The organism is Chromobacterium haemolyticum DSM 19808 (assembly GCF_000711885.1).
GTDB classification, from domain to species: domain Bacteria; phylum Pseudomonadota; class Gammaproteobacteria; order Burkholderiales; family Chromobacteriaceae; genus Chromobacterium; species Chromobacterium haemolyticum.
The window spans coordinates 1-22,941 of sequence record NZ_JONK01000005.1; the positions used below are offsets into that span (position 1 = coordinate 1).

At 56.4% G+C, this 22,941-nt stretch carries 18 protein-coding genes and 1 rRNA gene; 7 read left to right on the forward strand and 12 right to left on the reverse strand.

Features of this window, described 5'->3' with window-relative positions; all coding sequences use genetic code 11:
- Positions 1-155 precede the first annotated feature (155 nt).
- Positions 156-270, forward strand: a 5S ribosomal RNA gene (gene rrf / locus BR71_RS03770).
- Between the two features lie 20 nt (positions 271-290).
- Here rrf and BR71_RS24000 read toward each other — a convergent pair.
- A complete protein-coding gene (locus BR71_RS24000; protein ID WP_156038791.1) occupies positions 291-434 on the reverse strand; it encodes a hypothetical protein in 144 nt (47 codons plus the stop codon).
- A 117-nt stretch (positions 435-551) separates the two neighbouring features.
- On the opposite strand from BR71_RS24000, the gene BR71_RS03780 reads away from it, so the two are divergent.
- Positions 552-2,747, forward strand: a complete 2,196-nt coding sequence (locus tag BR71_RS03780) for an ATP-binding protein (protein WP_156038793.1) — start codon at positions 552-554, stop codon at positions 2,745-2,747.
- 5 nt (positions 2,748-2,752) lie between these two features.
- On the opposite strand, the gene BR71_RS03785 is transcribed toward BR71_RS03780, so the two are convergent.
- The 5 genes from BR71_RS03785 to BR71_RS03805 all read right to left on the reverse strand — a co-directional run bounded on the left by BR71_RS03785 (position 2,753) and on the right by BR71_RS03805 (position 7,005).
- Complete coding sequence (locus tag BR71_RS03785; protein ID WP_043632914.1) at positions 2,753-3,751, reverse strand: GlxA family transcriptional regulator; 999 nt, start codon at positions 3,749-3,751, stop codon at positions 2,753-2,755.
- A gap of 90 nt (positions 3,752-3,841) precedes the next feature.
- A complete protein-coding gene (locus BR71_RS03790; protein ID WP_043632917.1) occupies positions 3,842-4,630 on the reverse strand; it encodes an ABC transporter ATP-binding protein in 789 nt (262 codons plus the stop codon).
- Between the two features lie 27 nt (positions 4,631-4,657).
- Positions 4,658-5,389, reverse strand: a complete 732-nt coding sequence (locus BR71_RS03795; protein WP_043594264.1) for an ABC transporter permease — start codon at positions 5,387-5,389, stop codon at positions 4,658-4,660.
- Positions 5,386-6,075 carry an ABC transporter permease gene (locus BR71_RS03800; protein WP_019101150.1) on the reverse strand — a complete coding sequence of 230 codons (690 nt, stop codon included), beginning with the start codon at positions 6,073-6,075 and terminating at the stop codon, positions 5,386-5,388. Before BR71_RS03800 ends, BR71_RS03795 begins: the two co-directional genes overlap by 4 nt.
- Positions 6,076-6,240: 165 nt before the next feature.
- On the reverse strand, positions 6,241-7,005 hold the full coding sequence (locus tag BR71_RS03805) for an ABC transporter substrate-binding protein (RefSeq protein WP_019101151.1): 765 nt from the start codon (positions 7,003-7,005) through the stop codon (positions 6,241-6,243).
- Between the two features lie 515 nt (positions 7,006-7,520).
- On the opposite strand from BR71_RS03805, the gene BR71_RS03810 reads away from it, so the two are divergent.
- Positions 7,521-12,332: an NAD-glutamate dehydrogenase gene (locus BR71_RS03810; protein WP_043632920.1), complete on the forward strand. Its 4,812-nt coding sequence runs from the start codon at positions 7,521-7,523 to the stop codon at positions 12,330-12,332.
- 93 nt (positions 12,333-12,425) lie between these two features.
- Here the strand turns inward: BR71_RS03810 and BR71_RS03815 are convergent, their stop codons facing one another.
- The 5 genes from BR71_RS03815 to BR71_RS24010 all read right to left on the reverse strand — a co-directional run bounded on the left by BR71_RS03815 (position 12,426) and on the right by BR71_RS24010 (position 16,073).
- The gene (locus tag BR71_RS03815) at positions 12,426-13,439 is read right to left on the reverse strand and encodes a GGDEF domain-containing protein (RefSeq protein WP_052370312.1); all 1,014 of its coding nucleotides are present in this window, start codon (positions 13,437-13,439) and stop codon (positions 12,426-12,428) included.
- Positions 13,440-13,588: 149 nt separating this feature from the next.
- Positions 13,589-13,819 (reverse strand): dCTP deaminase/dUTPase family protein, encoded by a 231-nt coding sequence (locus tag BR71_RS03820; protein WP_279625726.1) that lies wholly within the window; start codon positions 13,817-13,819, stop codon positions 13,589-13,591.
- Positions 13,820-13,913: 94 nt separating this feature from the next.
- A complete protein-coding gene (dut, locus tag BR71_RS03825) occupies positions 13,914-14,540 on the reverse strand; it encodes a dUTP diphosphatase (RefSeq protein ID WP_244269583.1) in 627 nt (208 codons plus the stop codon).
- A 306-nt stretch (positions 14,541-14,846) separates the two neighbouring features.
- Positions 14,847-15,311: a hypothetical protein gene (locus BR71_RS24005; protein WP_156038795.1), complete on the reverse strand. Its 465-nt coding sequence runs from the start codon at positions 15,309-15,311 to the stop codon at positions 14,847-14,849.
- A gap of 135 nt (positions 15,312-15,446) precedes the next feature.
- Positions 15,447-16,073: a hypothetical protein gene (locus BR71_RS24010; protein WP_156038797.1), complete on the reverse strand. Its 627-nt coding sequence runs from the start codon at positions 16,071-16,073 to the stop codon at positions 15,447-15,449.
- Between the two features lie 191 nt (positions 16,074-16,264).
- On the opposite strand from BR71_RS24010, the gene BR71_RS23295 reads away from it, so the two are divergent.
- Entirely contained in the window at positions 16,265-16,627 is a 363-nt protein-coding gene (locus tag BR71_RS23295) for a helix-turn-helix domain-containing protein (RefSeq protein WP_081862536.1), read from the forward strand.
- A 475-nt stretch (positions 16,628-17,102) separates the two neighbouring features.
- Here BR71_RS23295 and BR71_RS23300 read toward each other — a convergent pair whose 3' ends face one another.
- Entirely contained in the window at positions 17,103-17,999 is an 897-nt protein-coding gene (locus BR71_RS23300; RefSeq protein WP_081862537.1) for a helix-turn-helix transcriptional regulator, read from the reverse strand.
- A 258-nt stretch (positions 18,000-18,257) separates the two neighbouring features.
- Between BR71_RS23300 and BR71_RS03830 the strand changes: the two genes are divergently transcribed.
- From BR71_RS03830 to BR71_RS03840, 3 genes are read left to right on the forward strand one after another with little or no spacing between them, the layout of a single operon-like run.
- Positions 18,258-19,394 (forward strand): ComEC/Rec2 family competence protein, encoded by a 1,137-nt coding sequence (locus BR71_RS03830; protein WP_043632928.1) that lies wholly within the window; start codon positions 18,258-18,260, stop codon positions 19,392-19,394.
- A 30-nt stretch (positions 19,395-19,424) separates the two neighbouring features.
- Complete coding sequence (locus BR71_RS03835; protein ID WP_043632931.1) at positions 19,425-21,710, forward strand: Mov34/MPN/PAD-1 family protein; 2,286 nt, start codon at positions 19,425-19,427, stop codon at positions 21,708-21,710.
- Positions 21,707-22,891: a patatin-like phospholipase family protein gene (locus tag BR71_RS03840; protein WP_043632934.1), complete on the forward strand. Its 1,185-nt coding sequence runs from the start codon at positions 21,707-21,709 to the stop codon at positions 22,889-22,891. Before BR71_RS03835 ends, BR71_RS03840 begins: the two co-directional genes overlap by 4 nt.
- Positions 22,892-22,941: the final 50 nt, after the last annotated feature.

A 22,941-nucleotide genomic window follows, 5' to 3' on the forward strand; every position in this document is an offset into this window, starting at 1 on the left:
AACCGATACTAATTGCTCGTGAGGCTTGATCCTATCATTTGAGTGGCTTGGGAGACTGAGCGACGAAGTGTGGATGTGCGACACAATTGAATACCGAATATATGTGGGCTGATCAAAGATCAGCCTAGGCTTCTTCTAGTTTGTACCAGTTTATGTCTGGTGGCCATAGCGAGGTGGTCCCACGCCTTCCCATCCCGAACAGGACCGTGAAACGCCTTAGCGCCGATGATAGTGTGGCATTCGCCATGTGAAAGTAGGACACCGCCAGACGCCCGATTGCGAAGCCCAGCTCAGACGAGCTGGGCTTTTGCGTTTGTGCCAGCCATTTGGCTGGTGCGATTGATTTTCTCTTCTTCTTCCTGTCCCTGTTCTTCATCCCTTTGGCTTTCTCTTTGATTATTAAGCCATTGTTCTTTTTCGCTCTGTATTTTCACTTATTTTTACTGAGGATTCGTCTAATTACTCAGCAAAACCTATTGGTAATGAATAGAATTCCAGCATCAAGATAGGGAATCGAGGCGGGAATTTTGAGAAATTTCAGGCGGGACGGCGTGCATTTATTTGTATTGGCCTGGGCCCTCTGCGCGTTGTTGGTGACGGTGCTGTGGGGGATGGGCGAGCTGCAGCGTTTGAGGGATGAATTTGAGTCAGTGGCGCAGCGAGCGCACGCGATGGTGGCGCGCAAGTTGGATCAGAATGAGTCGGTATTGTCTTCTGTCGATGCGCTGATGGCGGCTAGCCGACCATTTGAGGTATCCGAGCTGTCTACTTTTGCGCGCGAATTGTTGCCTCACTATCCGCAGCTGCATTCCTTTATTTTTTTTCAAAGCGTGCCTTTGGCTGAACGCTTGCTCTTTTTGCGTCAGATGAGCGGCAAATTCGGTGAAACTTTTTACATTCGCGATTTTGATGTGGCGGGAAGCCGTGTGTGGCGACCAGCAGTTGTGCGTCCGCAGTCATTGGTGATTTCTATGCTGGAGCCTGATCGGCCGGAGGCCGGACCAATGTTTGGCTACGATATTTGGGGCGATGCCTATTTCCGACCGGCATTGAGCAGGGCCTTGGAGACCGGGCAACGGGTGGCCAGCGGGGCTTTCGAGTTGCATGAGGGGGGGGGGCGGGCTTATTTCCTGTTTCAGCCCTTATTTGAGGATAAAGATAAGGCGCCGGGCAAGGTGGTGGGCGTGGTGGGCTTGGTTGTATTTTGCGATCGCCTGTTGCAGGCACAGGCCTTGGAGAGCTTGTTGCCCGGATTGGACTTGACCTTGTATCAGGAAGGGGGCGCTGCGTCTAGGGCGCCGCTATTTCAACGTCTGCATACTTCATCCGAGCGGGACTGGTGGCCGGTGTTGCGTCGCCTGGAGGCTAGACTCCCGCTTTCAAGCGTGGCGCAGCCTTTTGTGCTGAGTGTGGCCAGGGATGTCAGGGTAACGGATTTGGCGCTGTTGCCGTGGTTGTGGCAGCAGTCGTTGTTGTTGGCTTTTTTCGTGTTCGCTGGTTTGGTTCACTTGCAACGCATGGCTTTACGACATGAGCGTCAGCAATCGGACGAGGCGATTTTCCTGCAAAGCGAACGGGCATCCGTTACGTTGAGCGCGATTCATGATGGGGTGATCATTCTGCGGCAGGACCATGCTATCGAACTGGCTAATCCGATGGCTTTGGAATTGATGGGAATGACGGCGGACGAGGTGGTTGGCCGGGTTTGTCACGAGGTGTTCCATTTACAGGCCGAATTGGCCGCGGAGTTGGCGGAGGACCCCATCCGGGAGTGTTTCCGGACCGCCCTGCCGGTGGTTTTGGCGGAGAGGATGCAACTGACGTCGGCTAGAGGGCTGATTCGTTCGGTTGAAGGAGGTGTGTCGCCACTGTTTTCTCGGGGGGGCGGTTTGATCGGCGTTGTGTGCGCTTTACGCGATCTGGGGCCCTTGCGGCAGCGAACGGTGGCGGCGTTGGAGGCCAGCGAGAGCAAGGTCAAGGAGCATCTGGAGAAACTATCCCATGTGACTCGGCTGCATACGATGGGTGAAATGGCGTCCGGCATCGCGCATGAGCTGAACCAGCCGCTGACGGCGATTGCCAACTATTGTCAGGCCAGCATCCAGTTGTTGGAGGGGGTGGAGGAGGCGCCTGCCCAGGTGAACGCTGCGTTGCGGCTGGCAGTGGCGCAAGCGGAAAGGGCGGGGGAGATCATCAAGCGCCTGCGCGCCCTGGTTAGCAAGAGGGCCATTGAGACGCGGCTGATCGACTTGAATCAGGTGGTTGGCAATTGCATGTTCCTGGCCGAGTACGATCTGAAGGAGCGCGGCATTGAGGTGGTGCAGTTGTTGTCGGGTTATCCCGTTGCCGTGTTGGCCGATAGCATACAGTTGGAGCAGGTGGTACTGAACCTGCTATCGAACGCGATGGACGCATTGCGCGACGAGCCGATGATGAAGCGCCATGTGATCGTGCATACCCGGCGTGAAGGCAAGAAGGCGATTCTTGAGGTGCGCGATACCGGGCGCGGCATCACGCCGAACTCGTTGGAAGTGTTGTTTCACCCGTTCTTTTCGACCAAGCCGAACGGTATGGGGCTTGGTTTGTCGATCTGCCAGACGATTGTGGAGCAGTATGGCGGCTTGATCTCGGCGGAGAACATTCCTGCCAGCGGCGCTTGCTTTCGGATCGAGCTGCCGCTGTCGCGACAGGGCGAGCCGGAGCGTTCTTCCGTGCCGTCGCCGGACGGCTGCGGGGCGGGCGTCTGAGTGGCCTAGTTTTTGGCGGCAGGGACCGCGGTTTGAGTGCGGTGCGAGCGTTCCTCGCGCGGGGTGATGCCGAAATGATTGCGGTAGGTGCTGGAGAAGTGGGGGCCGCTGGAGAAGCCGCAGGCAAGGCCGATCTGTACGATGGATTTGCTGGTTTGCTGCAGCAATTGGCGCGCTCGACTCAATCGCAGTTCCAGATAGTATTTGGACGGCACCGTGCTCAGGTATTGCTTGAACAGGCGCTCCAGCTGGCGGCGGGAGACGCCAACATAGTAAGCGATGTCGTCTGTGCTGAGCGGCTCTTCTATATTCGCCTCCATCAGGCTGACTGCCTCGGTCAGCTTTGGCTGACTGCCGCCGATGCGAGTGGCCAGTGGAATGCGTTGGCGCTCATTGCCGGGACGGATGCGTTCCATGCTGAATAATTCCGATAGCTGAGCGACAAACTCGTGGCCGTGCTGATTGCCGACCAGGGTCAGCATGAAGTCGAAGGTGGCCGCCCCGCCCGCGCAACTGAGGCGTTTGCCGTCGATCTCAAACAGATTGGACGAGGTGATGACGTCCGGAAACTCTTCCGTGAAACGGCTGATCTCGCGCCAGTGCGTGGTGGCACGCAGGCCATTGAAGTGCCCGGTGCGGGCCAGCCAGTAGCTGCCGCAGCCTATGCCGCCCAGTTGGATTTTATCCGGGCCGCAGGCGGTAAGCCCTTTGCTCAGGGAGTCCAGGCTGAAGTCCGGATTGATGTCGTCCGCCAGGATCAGCAGGCAGTCCAGCTTGGGGGCGCCGTCCAGGGGCAGGTCCACAGCTAACCGCGTGCCGCTGGAGAGCGGCACAGCTTGTCCATCCAGGGAGAGCAGCAGGGTTTCGTAGAGCTTTTTCTCCGCCAGCCAATTGGCGTGCAGCAGAACCTCGGAGGCGATGGCGTAGTCAGCCATCGAGGCATGGGGCAAGAGCAGAAAGCCGTAGCGCAGTGGCTTGGCGGGGTGGGACGGATGCTGACCCATTGGTTTTCGCGGCGAAGGATGGAGATTACAAAAACACACCATGCCGGGCATGAGGCCGGCATGGTGTGCGACATCTTCCTATTGTACGATTTATTTCAGGCTGCCGGAGAGGAATTGTACCAATCGTTCGCTCTGCGGGCGGACCAACACTTCCTTGGGGTGGCCTTGCTCTTCTATCTTGCCTTGGTGCAGGAAAATGACGTGGTTGGATACTTCGCGGGCGAAGCCCATTTCGTGGGTGACAACCACCATGGTGCGGCCTTCGCCGGCCAGGTCCTTCATGACACGCAGCACTTCGCCAACCAGTTCCGGGTCCAGCGCCGAGGTGGGTTCGTCGAACAGCATGACTTCCGGTTCCATCGCCAGCGCGCGGGCGATGGCGACGCGCTGCTGCTGTCCGCCGGACATATGGGCCGGGTACTTGTCTTCGACGCCGCGCAGGCCCACCTTCTCCAGATATTTGCGCGCGCGGGCGCAGGCTTCGTCACGGCTGAGCCTCAATACGTGAATAGGCGCTTCGACGATGTTTTCCAGCACGGTCATGTGCGCCCATAGGTTGAAGTGCTGGAACACCATGGCCAACTTGGTGCGGATGCGGGCCAATTGCTGGGCGTCGGCGGCCTTTAGCGCGCCGGTTTTCCGGTCTGAGACCAGCTTGAGCTCTTCGCCGGCGGCGAGGATGCGGCCGCTGTTCGGTTGCTCCAGCATATTGATGCAACGCAGAAAGGTGCTCTTGCCTGAGCCGGAGGAGCCGATGATGCTGATGACGTCGCCGGCGTGAGCGGTCAGCGATACGCCTTTCAGCACCTCGTGAGAGCCGTAGCTCTTATGCAGGTCGCTGACTTGCAGCTTCAGATTCTTATCGGTGGGTGTGTGCATGATGATGTTCCTGTATCGCTATCCGCATTAGTGCTTGCGTGGCGCCAGATAGGCCAGCCAGCGTTTTTCCGCCTGCTTCATCAACCAGACCAGCAGGAAGGTGAGCGCAAGGTAAATGGCGCCTGCGGTGAGGAAGGGCTCGAAGGCCATGTAGCTGTCCGCGTAGATGCGGCGGGCTACGCCGGTGATGTCCGCCAGCGTGACCAAGCCGGCGATCGCGGTGCTTTGCAGCATCATGATGACTTCGTTGCTGTAGGCGGGCAGCGCGCGGCGCAGCGCCGAGGGCAGCACGATGCGGCGCATCATCAGCCATTTGCTCATGCCCATGGCTTGGGCGGCTTCGATCTCGCCCCAGTGGGTGTTTCGGATCTGGCCGGCGATGATTTCCGTGGTGTAGGCCGCGGTGTTCAGAGTGAAGGCGAGGATGGCGCAGAAATAGGCCTCCTGCAGGTAGTTCCAGGCCCAACTGTCGCGGACCCAGCCGAATTGGGCCAGGCCGTAGTAGATGATGAATAGCTGCACCAAGAGCGGCGTGCCGCGGAAGACGTAGCCATAGACGCGGACAGCGCCGGATGCCAGCCGGTTTTTGGAGACTTGCATCAGCGCCATCGGCACGGCCATCGCCATGCCCAAGGCTAGGGAGATGAACAGCAGTTCCAGCGTCATCAGCAGGCCGTCGCGGGTGCTCATGACGGCGTGGCCGTCGCCGCCGCCGAAAAAGGCGGGCAGTTTATCCAGAATCAGTTGGAAATCGATCACAGTCCGCTCTCCTTGACGCCCAGCGAATAGCGTTTTTCCAGTTTGCCCAGCAATAGGTTGGAAACGCCGGTGATCGCCAGGAACAGAAGGCCCACGATCAGATAGACGGTGAAGGGTTCCTGAGTGGTGGATTTGGCCGCATCGGCGCGGTACATCACGTCGTTGAGACCGATGACCGAAACCAGAGCGGTGGATTTGACCAGCACCAGCCAGTTATTGGAGAAACTGGGCAGGGCGAAGCGGACCATTTGCGGCACGGTAATGCGGAAGAAGACGCGCAGCGGCGTCATGCCGTAGGCCATGCCGGCCTCCATTTGACCTTTGGGCACCGCCATCATTGCGCCGCGGAAGGTTTCTGTCATATAGGCGCCGAAGATGAAGCCCAGAGTCAGCACGCCGGCGACGAAGGGATCAATGTTGGGGCTTTCCCAGCCCATGCGGCCGCAAAAATCATTGATCATCATCTGGACGCCGAAGAACAGCAGAAACATCCAGACAAGGTCGGGTACGCCCCGGACCACGGTGGAATAGAGCTCCGCCAGCCAGACCAGTAGTTTGGAATGGGCGGACTTGAACAACGCGCCAATCAGGCCCAGCACGATGGATACGAGCAGTGCTGAGCCGGCCAGCTGCAATGTGAGCACCGCTCCTTGCAATATGCTGGGAAGGTAACCTTGCAAAAACATGGTGTTACTGCCTCATTCATCAGCCTTGCGCGCAAGGCCGGTCCTTGCTCGGCCTACCGAAGTGGGGCCGAACAAAAAAGTCCCGGCTTGAGCGTGGAGCGGGCGGCAGCAAGCCGCCCAGCGCCTTGGGGCGCTCGGCCGGGACGGGTGCGATAGCTGAGGGGATTAGCCGCCGTAGACGTCGAAGCTGAAGTACTTGTCTTGGACTTTCTTGTAGCTGCCGTCCTTGCGTACCTGGTCTATCGCTTTGTTCAGGCGATCGGCCAGCGCTTTGTTGCCTTTCTTGACGGCGATGCCCGCGCCCAGACCGAAGTATTTGACGTCGGCGTAGTTCGGGCCGACGAAGGCGTAGCCCTTGCCGTTGGCGGTTTTCAGAAACTCCTGGTCGCCGACGGCGCCGTCGACGAATACAGCGTCAACGCGGCCGGACTTCAGGTCCAGGAAAGATTCGGGCGACTTGGCGTACGGTACGATGGTGGCGCCGGATTTACCCCAGTAGTCCTTGGCGAACTTCTCTTGGGTGGAAGCGCGCAACACGCCGATCTTCTTGCCCTTGAAGCTGTTTTGATCGACGGCGGTGCCGGACTTGGCCACGATGCGGCTGGCGATGTTGTAGTACTTGCGGCTGAAGTCGACGGCTTTCTTGCGCTCCTCGGTGATCTGCATCGAGGACAGAATGGCGTCGAATTTGTTGGCGTTGAGGGCGGGGATCAGGCCGTCCCAGTCTTGCGGAACGATTTGACAGCTGACTTTCATGGCGGCGCAAAGGGCATTGGCCATATCGATGTCGAAACCTTGCGGCTTGCCATCGGCGCCTTGTTTGGAGAACGGCGGGTAGTTGAGGTCAACCCCAAAACGCAGAGTCTCTGCTTGGACGGAAAAACCGGACAGCAGAGCTGCCGCTGCGGAGGCGATCAGGACTTTTTTCATGGCGTGGATTTCTACTTCTCTATCGGGTGTTCGCGTCGTTTGGTCGGACGCAAACCCAAGCTTGTAAACCCGGCGCTTGGAACGAGGCTGCTCACGGTGTCTCGCCCAAGCCGGAACCATTGTAGTTATTTCTACTTTTGCCAGTAGTTGGCCGCAGCTTGCAACGGTTATCCGCCGTACGCAAGATGGGGCCATTGTCTGGCAATCGGTGTGAGCAAGTGTTCGTATTTTAACCGATATTCTTGTTTGATGGGAAATTCCAAAAAAATCAATGAGTTATATTTATTTTTTGGACTTGTGTACAATGTGAGCCTGGGAGAGGAATTTGTAAGCCGCCGTCGCATTGCTATAAGGCTAAAAGTGGCGTCCGCCACGATTTATTCTTGCGGCATCAGGCGGGGGCGAGCAAGCTTTTCCATGAAAATGTACGTCCACGTCGCATTAAGGAAATCCCGGCATGATGGGGGTATCTACAATGCCTCGACACACTCCGTGCACACAACAAGAGAAGCAACATGTCGCTTACCAATAAGACCGAACTCGCGAGCCTGATCGCCGATATTCAGGCCGTAGCAGAGACCAAGCTTTCTGAAAAGGAGAAACACCAGCTCGAGCCTTTCTTCCCGATCTACTTCGAAGAAGCCGAGCACGCCGACCTTAGGCAGTTCTCATCGCTGGACTTGTTCGGCGCCGCGTCGGCGCATTACGCGTTTGGCGCCAAGCGTTTGAGCGGTCAGAACAAGGCGCGCATTTACAACCCCGATTTCGAGCGCGACGGTTGGCAAAGCACCCATACCGTGATTGAAGTGGTCAACGACGATATGCCGTTCCTGATCGACTCCATCACCATGCTGCTGTCGCGCCATAGCCTGAACCTGCACTTGCTGGTGCACCCGGTTCTGTCGGTGGGGAGAGACAAGAACGGTGTGATCCAAGAGGTTAAACGCACCGAGGACCGCAGCCTGCCGCTGGAATCCTTCATCCACGTGCAGATTGATCGCGTGACCGACACGGCCATCCTCAAGCAGCTGGAGTCCGAGCTGAATCGCGTGCTTTCGGATATCCGCCTGGTGGTAAGTGACGAACCGACGATGCGCGAAGTGTTGGCCGATATCAGCAAAGACCTGTCCCTGGTCAAAGGCAAGCGCGCGGCGGAAGCCAAGGAAGCGGTGGACTTCCTGGCCTGGATGTCCAAGCGCAACTTCCTGTTCATGGGTTACTGCGATTACGATCTGGTGCGCCGCAACGGTAAAGACAGCCTGAAGATCGTGAAAACGTCCGGCCTGGGCATTTTGAAAGACCAGGGCGACAAAGAATATTCCGCCAGCTTTGAACAGCTGCCTCAGGAGCTGCGCGAGCTGGCTCACCTGCCGCAGTTGATCATTCTGAACAAGTCTCAGACCCGCTCCATCATCCACCGCCCGGCTTATATCGACTTTGTCGGCATCAAGCGTTTCAACGACAAGGGCGAAGTGATCGGCGAACGCCGTTTCCTGGGTCTGTACACTGCCAGCGCCTATCAGGACTCGCCCAAGGATGTGCCCATCCTGCGCCAGAAAGTGGCGACAGTGATCCGCAATTGCGACTACGTGGACGACAGCTATAAGTCCAAGACCTTGAACTTTGTGCTGGAGGCTTATCCGCGCGACGAGCTGTTCGAAATTCCAGCCGAAGTGCTGGGGCCGATCTCCGAGGGCATCGTCAGCCTGCAGGAGCGTCCGCGCGTGCGTCTGTTCGTGCGCAAGGATCGCTACCATCGCTATGTCAGTTGCCTGGTGTACGTGCCGCGCGACAGCTTCAACACCGAAGTGCGCCTGAAGATCGAAAAAGTGTTGATGAACGCTTTCAACGGCGCCAGCGCCGAGTTCAGCGTACAGATCAGCGACGGCTCGCTGGCTCGCGTGCATTACATCATCCGTACCAACGCCGCCAAGTTGCCGGAATTCCACGAGGCCGACATCGAGGCTGAAATCGCCCGTTTGGTGCGCGGCTGGGTGGAGGAACTGCATCAACTGCTGGTGGAGACCCACGGCGAGGAGCTGGGCAACGCCTTGTTCAACCGCTACAAGGGTGCGTTCCCGGTGGCTTATCGCGAAGAGTTCGCTGTGCGCAACGCAGTGCTGGACATCCAGCATATCGAATCGGTCAACGCCGATTCCCCGTTGGCGATGAAGCTGTACCGGCCATTCCATCGCGGCGCCTCGGCGTTCAATCTGAAGCTGTTCCGTGAAGGCGAGGCGCTGGGCCTGTCGGCCAGTCTGCCGATTTTGGAGAATATGGGCGTTAAGGTCCGCGACGAGCATCCGTACTGCGTGCAGCGCGCCGACGGCCGTCAGGTGTGGATCAGCGATTTCGGCCTGGATGTGGGGTCTGCGGAAGAGCAGATTGCAAGCGAAGAAGTGCAGTTGGACTTCCAGGAGCTGTTGACCCAGGTATTCGCCAAGCGTTGCGAGAACGACGGCTTCAACCGTTTGGCGCTGGTGGCCGGGTTGGACTGGCGTGAAATTTCGCTGGTGCGGGCCTTGGCCAAGTACCTGCGTCAGGGCGGTTTGACCTTCAGCCAGGCTTACATTGAGCAGTGCGTGGCTAATTATCCGGCTATCACCCGTCTGCTGGTCGAGTTGTTCGCCGTGCGTCTGGATCCGACGCATGCCGACGACGCGCGCGCCGACGCCTTGCTGGCCAAGCTGCGCGAGCAACTGGACGGCGTGGCCAACCTGGATGAAGACCGCATCCTGAACGGTTTCCTGTCCGTGATCCTGGCCACCCGCCGGACCAACTTCTGGCAGAAGGGCGCTGACGGCGAGTTCAAGTCCTACATCTCGTTCAAGCTTGAGTCCAATCTGATTCCCTTCCTGCCGCAACCGCGCCCGATGTTCGAAATCTGGGTGTACAGCCCACGCGTGGAGGGCGTGCATTTGCGCGGCTCCAAAGTGGCGCGTGGCGGTTTGCGCTGGTCTGATCGCATGGAAGACTTCCGCACCGAGGTGCTGGGCCTGGTGAAGGCGCAGATGGTGAAGAACTCCGTGATCGTGCCAATGGGCTCCAAGGGCGGCTTCGTCGGCAAGCAGTTGCCGGCGCCTAGCGACCGCGAAGCCTTCCTGGCCGAAGGCGTCGCCTGCTACAAGATCTTCATTTCCGCGCTGCTGGACGTCACCGACAATCTGGTGAATGGCCAGATCGTGCCTCCGGCGGATGTGCGCCGTCTGGATCCGGACGATCCGTACCTGGTCGTGGCGGCCGACAAGGGCACCGCCACATTCTCCGACATCGCCAACGGCATTTCCGCCGATTATGGCTTCTGGCTGGGCGACGCCTTCGCTTCCGGCGGTTCTGCTGGCTACGACCACAAGGGCATGGGCATTACCGCTCGCGGCGCCTGGGAATCGGTCAAGCGCCATTTCCGCCACCTGGGCATCAACACCCAGGAGCAGGACTTCAGCGTGATTGGCATCGGCGACATGGCCGGCGACGTGTTTGGCAACGGCATGCTGTTGTCCGAGCACATCTGCCTGAAAGCGGCGTTCAACCACCTGCATATCTTCCTGGACCCGACGCCCGATGCGGCCAAGAGCTACGCCGAGCGCGCGCGCTTGTTCAAATTGCCGCGTTCCAGCTGGACCGATTACAACCGTGAGCTGATCTCCAAGGGCGGGGGCATCTTCGAGCGCTCCGCCAAGTCCATCCCCTTGTCGCCGGAAGTGAAGGCCTGGCTGGAAACGGACAAGGACAGCATGGCTCCGAACGAGCTGATCCACGAGATCCTCAAGGCCAAGATCGACCTGCTGTACAACGGCGGCATCGGCACCTACGTCAAGGCGTCCAGTCAAAGCCACGCCGACGCGCGCGATCGCGCCAATGATCCGGTGCGCGTGGACGGGCGCGATTTGCAAGCCCGGGTGGTGGCCGAAGGCGGCAACCTGACGTGCACTCAGCTGGGACGCGTCGAGTTCGCGTTGAACGGCGGGCGCATTGCCACCGATGCCATCGATAACTCCGCCGGCGTGGATTGCTCCGACCACGAGGTCAACATCAAGATTCTGCTGGGCGGCGTAATGCAGGCCGGGGATATGACCTTGAAGCAGCGCAATCAGCTGCTGGCGGAAATGACCGACGAGGTGGCGCAGCTGGTGTTGCGCAACAATATCCAGCAGACCCAGATTCTGGCGATCAAGCGCCAGGAGGCTGCCGCGATGCTGACCACCCATGCGCGCATGATCGCGCACATGGAAAAAACCGGCGAGCTGAACCGCGAGATCGAGTACCTGCCGTCTGAAACCCAGATCAATGAGCGACGTTTGGCCCGTCAGGGTCTGACGGTGCCGGAAATCGCGGTGCTGTTGTCCTACAGCAAGATTTCACTGGATCAGGCGATCTTGGCCACCGATGTACCGGACGACGCGGACTTCCTGTCCATTCTGACCCATTACTTCCCGAAACCGCTGCAGCAGCGTTTTGGCGCGCAGATGCAGCAGCATCAGCTGAAGCGCGAGATCATCGCCAACCAGTTGGCCAACCAGATCATCAACCGCATGGGCACCACTTTTGTGTTCCGCATGCAGGAAGAGTCTCCGTTCTCCGCCGGCGACATCGCCCGCGCCTGGTGGATTGCCAGCCGCGTGTTCGACGCCGAGCGCCTGTGGAGCGAGATCGAAGCTTTGGACAACAAGGTGCCGGCGGATCGTCAGGTGGAGATGATGGTGCTGGTGCGCACGCTGGTGGAGCGCGTGACGCGCTGGGTGCTGCGTAATAAGCGTCCGTTCGCCTCGGTGAACGCGGTGATCGAACAGTACGCCGCCAAGGTGCAGGCCCTGTTGGCGCAGCTGCCCCAGTTGATCGCTTCCGGCGGCTACCCGGCGGTGGCGGCGCTGGAAGAGCGTCTAAGCCAGCCGGGCATGCCGCAGCCGCTGGCGCAAGTATTGGCGCGACTGGAGTTCGCCGTGCCGCTGATGGATATCATCGAAATCAGCGAAGGCAGCAAACTGCCGCTGGAGCTTTTGGCCAAGAACTACTACCAGTTGGGCCACGCGATGCAGTTGGATTGGCTGCGCGATGCGATCACCAGCCTGCCGCGCGACAACCGCTGGCAGTCGCTGGCGCGCTCCGCGCTGCGCGACGATCTGTACCGCGTGCATCGCAATCTGGTGGGGCAGGCGCTGCAGGACGCCGCCGGCGTGGAGACCTTTGCGCAACAGTGGATGGAGAAGCGCCACCAGCAGGTGGAGGTTTGCGCGCAGATGTTCGCGGAACTGCAGTCGTTCAGCGTGCTGGATTTGGCCATGTTGTCGGCCGGCATGCGCGAGCTGAGCAACCATCTGCTGTCGTAAGCGGCCTGCGGATCGCGTCAATTGAAAACCGGCTCCTTGGAGCCGGTTTTTTTTACGCCTGGAAGATAGGGATTGGAAGCGGGGCGGCTTGGTTTAGAACAAGTCGATTTCGCCGAAACGCTGCGCGCTGTCGAGCTGGCCGCCTGCCACCAGTTCTTCGTAACTGCACACCAGATTGCGGCCATGGGTTTTGGCGTAATACAAGGCCCGGTCCGCCTGCTCCACCAGTTGCCCCGGCAACAGCTGCGGCAGGATGCGGGTGAAGCCGAGGCTGACGGTCAGGCGCCCCACTTGGGGGAAGGCGTATTGTTCGACGCGCTGACGGAAGCGTTCCAGCGCCACCGCCGCTTCGGCCGGAGGCAATCCTTGGAAGATGATGGCGAACTCCTCGCCGCCGTAGCGGAACAGGCTGTCGTCTTCGCGAAACGACTGCTGCATCAGCTGCGCTAGCAAGAGCAGCACCTCGTCGCCCACCATGTGGCCGAACTGGTCGTTGACCCTTTTGAAATGATCCACGTCCAGCAGCGCCAGGGTGCAGGAGTGATTTTCGCTTGGAGATTGCAACTGAGCCGCCATCAGGTTGAACAGGCGCAAATCGAATTTGCGGCGATTGTTCAGCGCGGTGAGCATGTCCCGGTCCGCCTCGAACAGCAGGCGCAGGAAGTTCTCGTGAATCCTGGCCATGGCCTTCAGCATGGCCTTGTTGACTTTCTGTTCGGAGGTCACGTGAATGACCAGCAGGGAGACGATGCTGCCCATGCAGCGCAAGGGCAGGCATAGACCGTGGGGAATGCGGAAAATGCCGTCGTCCCTGTCCAGCGCGTTGAGCAGGTCGTAGAGGAAGATCGGCGGCGGCAGCCAGCTGTCGCTGGAGGTTTCCGTAATCTGAGTCTTGCCGTCGGCGGAGGCGGCGCTCAGTCTCCGGCGGGTGTAGGGTACGCCGTTGACCCAACGACAGGCGAACAACTCCACCTTGTCCACGCGCATCACCTCGACCAGCGTGGAGGCCAGGCTGCTTTCCAGCAGGTCCTGTTCGCGTTGGGAGGTGAGTTCGACAAGATTGTCGAGAATCCGCTTGCTGTCGTCCTCGTGAGGGCTTTGCTTCATGCCGGCGCATCCTTCTTTGCGAGGGTTGGGGACGGCGTGGCCTACCCGGCAAGCTCCAGGAGCCGACGGGAGCCGCGTGTGCGGCCGCCGCGGCCGCGCGGGATCGCTCCCGTTCTGTGTGAGTATAGGCAATCGCGAGGCGGCCGGCCTCAGTTGCGTCCGGTGCTGCCGAAGCCGCCGTCGCCGCGCTCCGAGCTTTCGAAGTCGTCGACGATATTGAAACCCACCTGAACGATGGGCACGATGATCATCTGCGCAATGCGTTCCAGAGGCGTCAGCCGGAACGGTTCATGGCCGCGGTTCCACACCGACACGAACAATTGTCCTTGGTAGTCGGAATCGATCAGCCCGATAGCTATGCGCACCCTGGAGTGTCTCAATCGGCTGAAACCCTTGCCATTCCTGCGTGTAAGTCGAGACTGGTTGGCTTAGTGTCTCAATCGGTGCCTTTACAGGGGCTGACCTCCCTTTGGGTCAGGACTTACCGGTGCTGCCGAAGCCGCCGGTTCCGCGTTCCGTCTCTGTCGAAAATTTCTCGACGAAGCTGAGGCCCACTTGTACTACTGGCTGGAACATCAACTGTGCGATTCGTTCGCCCGGCTCGATTGTATAAGCTTCTGTACCATCATTGGATAGGATTACGCCAATCTCGCCATGGTAGTCCGCATCAATGACCCCAATCCCTTGAGATACCCTTATTCCGTGCTTCAGGGAAAGTCCAGAGCGTGAGGCGACAATAGCAACAAGGCTGGGGTCCATCATATTGATAGCAATTCCAGTTTTCACCAGGATACGGCCATTGGGGGGGAGCGTTACCGGTTCCTCAAGGCAAGCGCGCAGGTCCATGGCGGCCGAACCTTCGGTTGCATAGGAAGGAAGGTCAATTTTGTTGCCCAGTAAGGGGCTGACGATGCGGGCTTCAATTCTTCGGAACATTTTTGGTCCTTGGGTAATTTTTCGGCGTGGCGGGTAGCTGGGCATGCCAGTACCAAATTGAATGCCGAATTTTAACAAGATAGTTGGTAAAACGGTTAAGAGTGTTGATGTCCCAGAGAAGTTGGAGGTGTTTTTTTGATAGCACGGTGTGGAAAAATCCGGCACCTGGGGCTCATTTCATAGAGAGTTGGGAAGAAGGACGCCTATTGTAATTGTCATATCCGGCCTTCGGCTGAGCATTTATTGCGATAATTTCGCATCAGGACCCAGCTTTGTGTGATGACGAAAAAGATTTGATTGAACTTTGTCATTTTGACCAGAGTGGAAAAATCTTTTGTCATTTTTCGGTCGATATTTCTTAGAGGGCCTATGTTTTTTTGTTCAATTGCATCTCGAGCTCAGGCAATAAGCGTTTCTCGACTTGCTGGTGTGTTAGCCGCTGGATGGTATTCCAAACTCGAAAGCCAATTTTTACAAGGTTAAAGAGGGAAGTCCTTTCGATAGCCCGTCTCCATTTTGGTGTGCAATGGTATACATTGTTCCTGCAATTCCATCTCTAAGCCATTTCTTAGCTAGCTGCTCAACATAGCTATGACTGCCTCTGTGAGTTATAGTCAGTGCAATTTGGCTAGGATGGAGTAATGCTACCACGGCTTCTGAATCCACTTCGGCAGCTAGTAATTTTAGTAGGTAGTTAGGCTCGAAACCAATAGGGAGGGGAGCTGCGACTGTAACAGTGTGAAGACATTCGTCTATTTCTTCTAGTGCTTGTTTCAGCTCTGTGATAATGGCTTTTATATTGGAAGATTTTACCTCTGCTTCAGAAAGTGAAATCGCACGCATAATCTCAGTATGCCAGTCTCCATTGAATAGAAAAGCTTCAAAAGGGTTTGTTTTTTTCATCTTGATTTTCAATTTCAGATGGCTTTGTTGCATAACTAAAATCATGCCAAGATGAGGCGGATGTTTGGTGGAAAATTTCGCATCTGCGTCAGCAATCTTCTCTGCCTATCTTGCTGCACATTGTAACAAAATTTAGTTATGCAACAAAGCCGTGCATCTCAACACCATTTACTGAGAAACGATGGGTCGCCAACCATTTTCAGTTTTCATAAATCCTGACCATGCCTGTCGGGAAACCTTATCACCCATTGTGGCGTTGTCTTTGAATCCCATCTTCTCTAGCTCAGCCCAGGCAGCAATAAAAGCATTCCAGTGAAGGTTTATTTCATCTTTGCTGCCTCTTGAAAGAAAGTCAGTGCAAGGCTTGCATTTAATTAAAAAAGCATCTCTCCTTAGTGGGAATGTTTCTTTTTGCGGAGCGAGCCAACTGTCGGCTTGCGTCGAAATATTAACTTCTGTTTGCAGGGCATCAATACCCATAAATCCCGGATTTTTATGACGTTGCTGAACGGTATTCACAATTCCATTGGCAAATGCTAGGACAACTTCTGGGAGGGGCTTGGTTAGTTTTAAATTGTAATTGTATCTGACGTTATACTTATTTTCTGATGAAGTGTCTTGCCATCCATTTTCTTTCTTAAAATCGTCGACAACAAGTCCCTCAAGTTCATCGTTTTTGGCGTATGACAGTACGGTTTCGTAAGTTAACTTGTCGTTGGGCACCTTCTCCGAGCAAGCAGCTAAGAGCGCCATCACTCCTAGAGCAGTGAAAAAGCCAATGGGTTTTCGAGTCATTGTCATAGTCCGCCAGAAAATTAGATAAAAGTAAACACAAACAGGCAAGCACAAATACAAGCAGAGCAGCACTGGCCAGCACTAGGCCGGGAGAGTGCGGAAGCAAGTTGATGAGCTAGTGCTCGCCAGGGTGGTGGCCAGTCTACGTTTTACGTAGAGACGTTGCAAGAGCATCCTACGAGCATCGTAGGATGCGCACAAAACCCCCAGCATCTATATTTGGTAGGCGATTGCGAGAGGCTCGCCTGCGGCGAGACATCCCTCAAGACAAGCTTGGCGTTATGGTTGGGCTCGATGAGGGTACGGCCAGCGCCCGCATCAGTCGATACGAAACGGGTACTCATGCACCTCCGTTTGACACGGCTGTACGGTTGGCCGAAGTGTTGGATGTACCCCCACCATACTTCTACTGTGAGGACGATGACCTTGCGATGGTCATTCTTGCCTGGGGTCAGTTATCTCAATGCAAAAAGAGTTGGGTTCAAGCATTGATTGAGCAAGAACAATCGTTATCACAGGCTGATAACATCAACCAAGTCGATTCAGATGAATAGTGTGGGTACTTTATTTTTGTATTATTAAAATATTTAGCACCGCAATATGTCTGATGTCGGCCATTCTGAAATTAAAATCGATGCTTGGGTTGATTGCATCGAATATCATTGAACATGCCACCGGAATTGAGCATTTTAATATGCGGGGAGTGTTCTATAAGTCACTTCACGGGGTGATGTGGTGTCTTACTTGTGCTATCGAGAATGGGCTCAGCAATCAATTGAGATTTTGAGGTGCGTGGAAAGGGAGGGGCGACTCAGGCTTTGTCAAGAAGTATTGCTTGAGTAGACTCAGGAGATGAGTAACGGCACGTGATTGTGATGATTAAGCAGTAAAATTACAATTGCGTGCCGCTATCATAAACTCCAGCCCGGTTGTAATCTGCCAAGTGTGGAGTTTGCTATATATGCCTGTATTTAAAAAGTAGACTTTCCCGAAGGTTTATATTGCGATACTGTTTTTCTCGGCAGACAACTAACGTTGGTTCAGGTATGGTGCCAAATCTGCTTCATTTTTTAGAACAACGTGTTGGGCTTCTGGCAGTACGCCCCCTGATTGGTCTAATCCAAGTCTTTTCAGTGTGTAGAAGAGCAAGGCTTGACGGCATTTTAATTCAGTTATTCCTTCATTCATCCCATAATCGAGCTCAATGACTCGCCGCTTGCTAGGCGATAGCTCCGGATTGGGAGTGAGGATGAGGGGGAGTATTGCGTTCCATTCTTTATCTTCGCTAGCAGGGCTTCCTGCTGGCTCCGTTTCTTGTATCTCTAATATTCGACCCAGAACGAAGTCGCGAAACTCATTGCGTGAATGACAAAAAGCGCGAACATGCCATCTAAATCCATCGTGAGCAAACGCATGTGGCGAGATGGTTCGAGTGCTGGGTTCGGTCCTCGACATCGACTGGTAGACAACCTTGAGGCCAGATGCCTCTCGGATGGCCTTCAGAAGGGCAAAAAGAATCTCTGCTACAACGCCGCGCCCAGGATGGGGAACACTATCGACCGGTGGTCTCCAGCCGATGAAGCTGGTATCCGGCTCCAAGATGCCAGTGGCTGATGCTAGCAGCTCGTTTAGATATTGCTGTGGTTGGGTCGTGGTGTACAGGGGGTGGAAATCTGCTGTCGTTTGGTAGACGCGTGAACTGCGGTCGTAGATGAGGTTCTGTGGAGCAAGTTCGATGTATCGGGCGATGTCGAGCGATGCTTGGGGTACCGATATCCCAAAGAAGTCTGTCAAATTGCTCCGGTTGATGCGGCCCTCCCATCGAAGTCTGAAGTCGATGAATGCGAGCCGGCGGTCTTGCCCCCATCTCGGGCTTGGCTTTGGCCCCGAGTCCAGGTGGGTGGTGTCTTGTGGTGTCTCAATCATGGTCTTGATGCTAGCATTCGTATAAAAAATACGCCAGTATAAAAATTATGCGTATAATAAGTATGCGCTATGTGGTCGATGTGTGGCCACGGATGCATCTTGGGGTGTTCCCTGTCGGGGGTTACATCCTGGTTATTGAGAAACTTGGTGGGGAGCCAAAGTCCACACGACGGTTGAGTGCATAGCAACGACAATGTGGGAGTCGTGGCTGGTGCTTGCGGTCAGAGCCTCCATCTTCGACACCAAACTGAGAGAAAAATGGCACATCGCATCATCTTTTATCCGGTTGGTAACGGTGATACCAGCCAAATCATCCTTGAGAATGGCAAGCGCATCCTGATGGATTACCGCCACCGCAAGAAGACCGAGGCGGGGGAAGGTCCCGAAATTAACCTGAAGGCTCGCCTTGACCAGGAGCTCAAGGATGCTGGGCGTGACTCCTTCGACGTGGTGGCGTTTACCCACGCAGACACGGACCACATCGAGAACAGCACCGAATTCTTCGAGTTGCGGCACGCAGCGAAGTACCAGGGCAACGGACGTATCAAAATAGATACCCTCTGGGTTCCGGCTGCCATGGTTCTGGAGACGGGTACAAACGGCCAGCAATCGTCAGAATTCGTAATCTGGCGTCAGGAGGCCCGCCATCGCCTGAAAGAAGGCAAAGGCATCCGCGTGTTTTCCAAGCCGGAAAAGCTGAAGGACTGGCTGGAAGAAAACGGTCTGACACTTGAGTCGAGACGGCACCTTATTACCGATGCGGGACAACTCGCCCCTGATTTCGACATCGAAACCGACGGGGTTGAGTTCTTCTGCCACTCGCCGTTCATCAAGCACGTTGATGATGGTGATGACCTTCGCAACGCCGCCTCGCTGATTTTCAACGTTCGCTTCCGCAGGAACGGAGCCGACTACGACTACCTGGCGGTCGGGGACTCGGAATGGTCGGTGCTTGAAGACATCGTCACGACAACCAAGGCCCACGGGAACATGGACCGGCTTGCCTGGGACCTGTACAACATCCCGCACCACTGCAGCTACCTGGCGCTCAGTGATGAAAAGGGTGAGTTCGAAACCACCCCCAAGCCACTGGTCAAAGAAATCCTGCTGTCAGGCAAGGATGGCGCCTATATCGTGAGTTCAAGCTGCCCCATTCTCGATACCAAGGAAGGCCGGGAGCAGACTCAGCCGCCGCATATTCAGGCAAAGAAGTGCTACGAGACTTACAGGAAAAAGACGGGGGGAGCCAGGTTCCTCGTTACGATGGAGGAGCCCAACGCGACCAAGCCGGAGCCGCTGGAATTCAAGGTCGATAACCATGGCGTGTCGCTGGTGCGAGCTGCGGTGTCAGCGGCCAACATCATTATTTCCAAACCAGCGCCGAGGGCTGGTTGAGTGGTTGCCGAATACTATACCCTGGGGGAAATGCTGCCGGACCTCGCTGCCGGCAGGCTAGAACACGAGGAGAGCCGGCGGTTGCTCGCAGCGTGCAGTCAGCATCCCGCCTTCGACGTAGTGGAATTGCGGCGTCTGGAAAGTAACGGGACCTCTGGCCAAATCCATCAAATCGTTGATGGGATTGTTGTCGAGTGCTGTGACGGGACAGTCCCTTCCCGTAATGCGGCGGGCGTCACAAACCGAGAGCGTCTACTGCTGTTGCATGGCCCAGGGTTGTTGACGCCACACGAGGTCCGAGCTCTTCGCGCCAACTTCCCTGCTACGCCACATCAGAACAGCGTTCCGGACGGAGAGCCGCCCTCTTTGTGCTTGTACTTCGAGCCGTGGAGCGCTGTAGAGCGTACGTGGACGCCGGCCAAACATCTGCAGCGAATTCTCTGGTGGCTCCGGGAGACCGCGCTCGGAACTCTGCATCGCAACGACCAGCCGCTCGAACGGCTACATTTCGTCTCGCCGTACCAGATTGTCTTGCCTGCAGATTTCAAGGAGCGAGCGGCGACCCAGGAAGAGGTTTTGCGGTTGGCGTGGGCCGGGTCACGAAGCAACGGCACTGTATTGCGCGGTGTGTTTCAGTCCAAGGGGACTGCAAATACTCAAGGCAATACTGGGTTCGACACACTCATCGTTACGGCACCAACAATGGTTTCAATGCGAATCGAGCCTTATCCCTCCACTTTGGGCTCGTTACATGACCAGTTGGTGCGATATGGCTCTGAGCTTTTGTCGCCACTCATCGATGTGGCCAAGAATGTGCTCCCGAATACAGGGCTGTCTATTCAAGACCGGAGTGCCAAGCATACGTTCCTGCTGCTTCAGATGCCGGTGGCACGAAGTGAGAACGACGCGCCTGAACGTATCGATGTGAGTGGTTTCATTATTCACGATGCGCCTCTTGCGCAGCTAGGAGTCGCCTGTGGTGCGTATTTCGACGGGAAAGATGGCAATGTCTATGAAAACCGCGACCTCGGAGTCGCTGCTATCGCCGCAATGCCTGCTGAGAGCGGTGAGGCATGGCGGCACCTCAGGCTTGAGCCGGTAGACGTCAGAATTGCATTCTCATTAAATGATGCCCGTCGAGCATCCGGAGTCAGTAGCGAAGGTGCTGAGTTCCAGGGTGTCCTTGCTGGCGTCGGTGCGTTGGGCAGCTGCATGGCGGAGTTGTGGAGTCGTGAGGGCTGGGGAAGCTGGTCATATATTGACGAAGATATATTGCATGCGCACAACATCGTACGTCATGCAGGTAAAGACCTGCACATTGGATGGGCGAAGGTCGATGTGACGCGCAAGATGGCTGAGCTAAATTGGCCAACGGCACCTAAGCCGAAAGCAATTGCAGCAAAGGTTAACGACTTCGACAACCCAGAAGTAAATGACGCCCTTTTGACTGCATCGCTACTTGTCGATGCCACCACGACGCTCGAAGTGCCACGCGACCTATCTGACCGCGATAGTACGCCGCGTATGGTTTCTACTTTCCTCACACCACCTGGTAGGGACTGCGTTCTACTGCTAGAGGACGAGGAGAGGAAAGTGCGCCTGAGTTCGCTAGAGGCGCAATACTACCGCGCAATTCTCAACAGCGATTGGGGGCCTACGCACCTGATTGGCCACCAGGGCTCCTATTGGGTCGGTGCTGGTTGTCGAGACCTGTCCGGCATCCTGTCTCAGGAAGTTGTTCAACTGCACGGCGCCACCCTTGCGCGACAGGTCCGATTGCTCTCGGCACGGCCAGAGGCGCAGATTCGCATATGGTCCATGCACGAGGAATCCGGCGCCTTGGCTGTCGACATTGTCCCCGTGATGGCGTCACTGCAAAGCCGCCTCGGGGAATGGGACGTCATTTGGGACGAGGGTTTGGAAACGAAGCTTAGAGCGTTACGGGAGGGTGGTCTTCCTAACGAGACCGGAGGAGTGGTTCTCGGATATGTGGACCAAAAGCGTAAAGCCATCCAAATCGTGGACGTTCTACCGGCGCCCAGTGATAGTGACGCAAGCCGGGTAGGTTTTACGCGAGGGGCCGACGGCGTGAAAGAGGCGATTGAACGCGTTTCGGCGCTGACCGCAAACGTTGTGAGCTATCTCGGGGAGTGGCACTCCCATCCAAGGCACTCATCAGCTGCGCCTAGTGCCGCGGATGCTGCATTGCTAGCTTACCTCGCGGAGACCCTGGCGACGGATGGAGTGCCAGCGCTGATGGTCATCGTCGGCGAAACCGATATTTCGATTTCACTTGGGGAAGGAACCGCCGTATGAACGACGTTCACTCCGAATCGAAAAATGCGATTGGACTAGCTTTCTCTGGCGGGGGCGTGCGTGCGGCCGCCTTTCACGCTGGCGTTATGCGTTACCTGGCTGAGAAAGGTCTTTTGCCGGACGTCGTACACGTTTCATCGGTGTCAGGCGGCAGTCTTTTTGTCGGAATGGTGTTTCGCCTTGCAGATTACCGTTGGCCTAGCTCGCAGGCCTACCTGAATGATGTGTTTCCCCGTTTTCGCCAAACGCTGACAAAGCAATCCCTGCAGTGGTCCGCCGCAGTGCGGCTCCTGCTTAACCCGCTCAACTGGCGATTCCTGTTATCCCGCGCAAATGTGGTGGCCCAAGCTATCGAGGCTCTGTGGGATGTCAAAAAGCCGCTCAGTGCTATTGGAGCTTCGCCGGTTTGGTCAATCAACTGCACGACAGGAGAAACGGGGAGGCGCTTTCGGTTCAAGGGTGTGACTATGGGGGACTATGAACTCGGATATGCGGACGTCGATGACTTTAGCCTTGCCAAAGCGATGGCCATCTCAGCGGCGTTCCCGGGCGGCATCGGACCGCTCACCGTGAAGAGTAAAAAGTTCAAGTGGAAGAAGCGCAAACAGTGGGGAGCTGGTGAACCTGAACCATATCAGCTGCCCTACGACTGCTTGCACCTGTATGACGGGGGACTGTACGACAACTTGGGCATTGAGCCCATGTTCGACATTGGTCGGCAAGAGCTAAAGAACGATGACACGCTTCGTTCAGACATTACCTACCTGCTCGTGTCTGATGGCGGTGCGCCGCTTGCTCGCCAGACCATTCCTCATCTGTTGAACCCCTTTCGTTTCAAGCGAATCGCTGACATCGCGCTGGACCAGAGTCGCGCATTGCGCGTGCGAGCGTTCGTCAACTTCCTACAGAAGAACCCGGCGGCGGGCGCATACCTGGGTATTGGAACAGCAGCGGAATCCTCCATCAAGCGTTTCGCCAAAGGGCGTGAGATTATTGCTTCCCAGCTTTTGTCTCGGGCTTGGCTGCCAGTCGCCGACGCCAAGCGTGCCGCAACCTACAGCACCACTCTCCACAAGTTGACTGAGTCTAGTTTCGACCTTTTGGCCCGCCACGGTTACGAGACGGCCAAGTGGAACGTGGAGATGATGTCCCAAAAACAGGAGGCTACTGTCTGTCAGTGATATTAATTGTTATGCGACGTCAAAGTCCATATAAACACTATTAGAAAGAG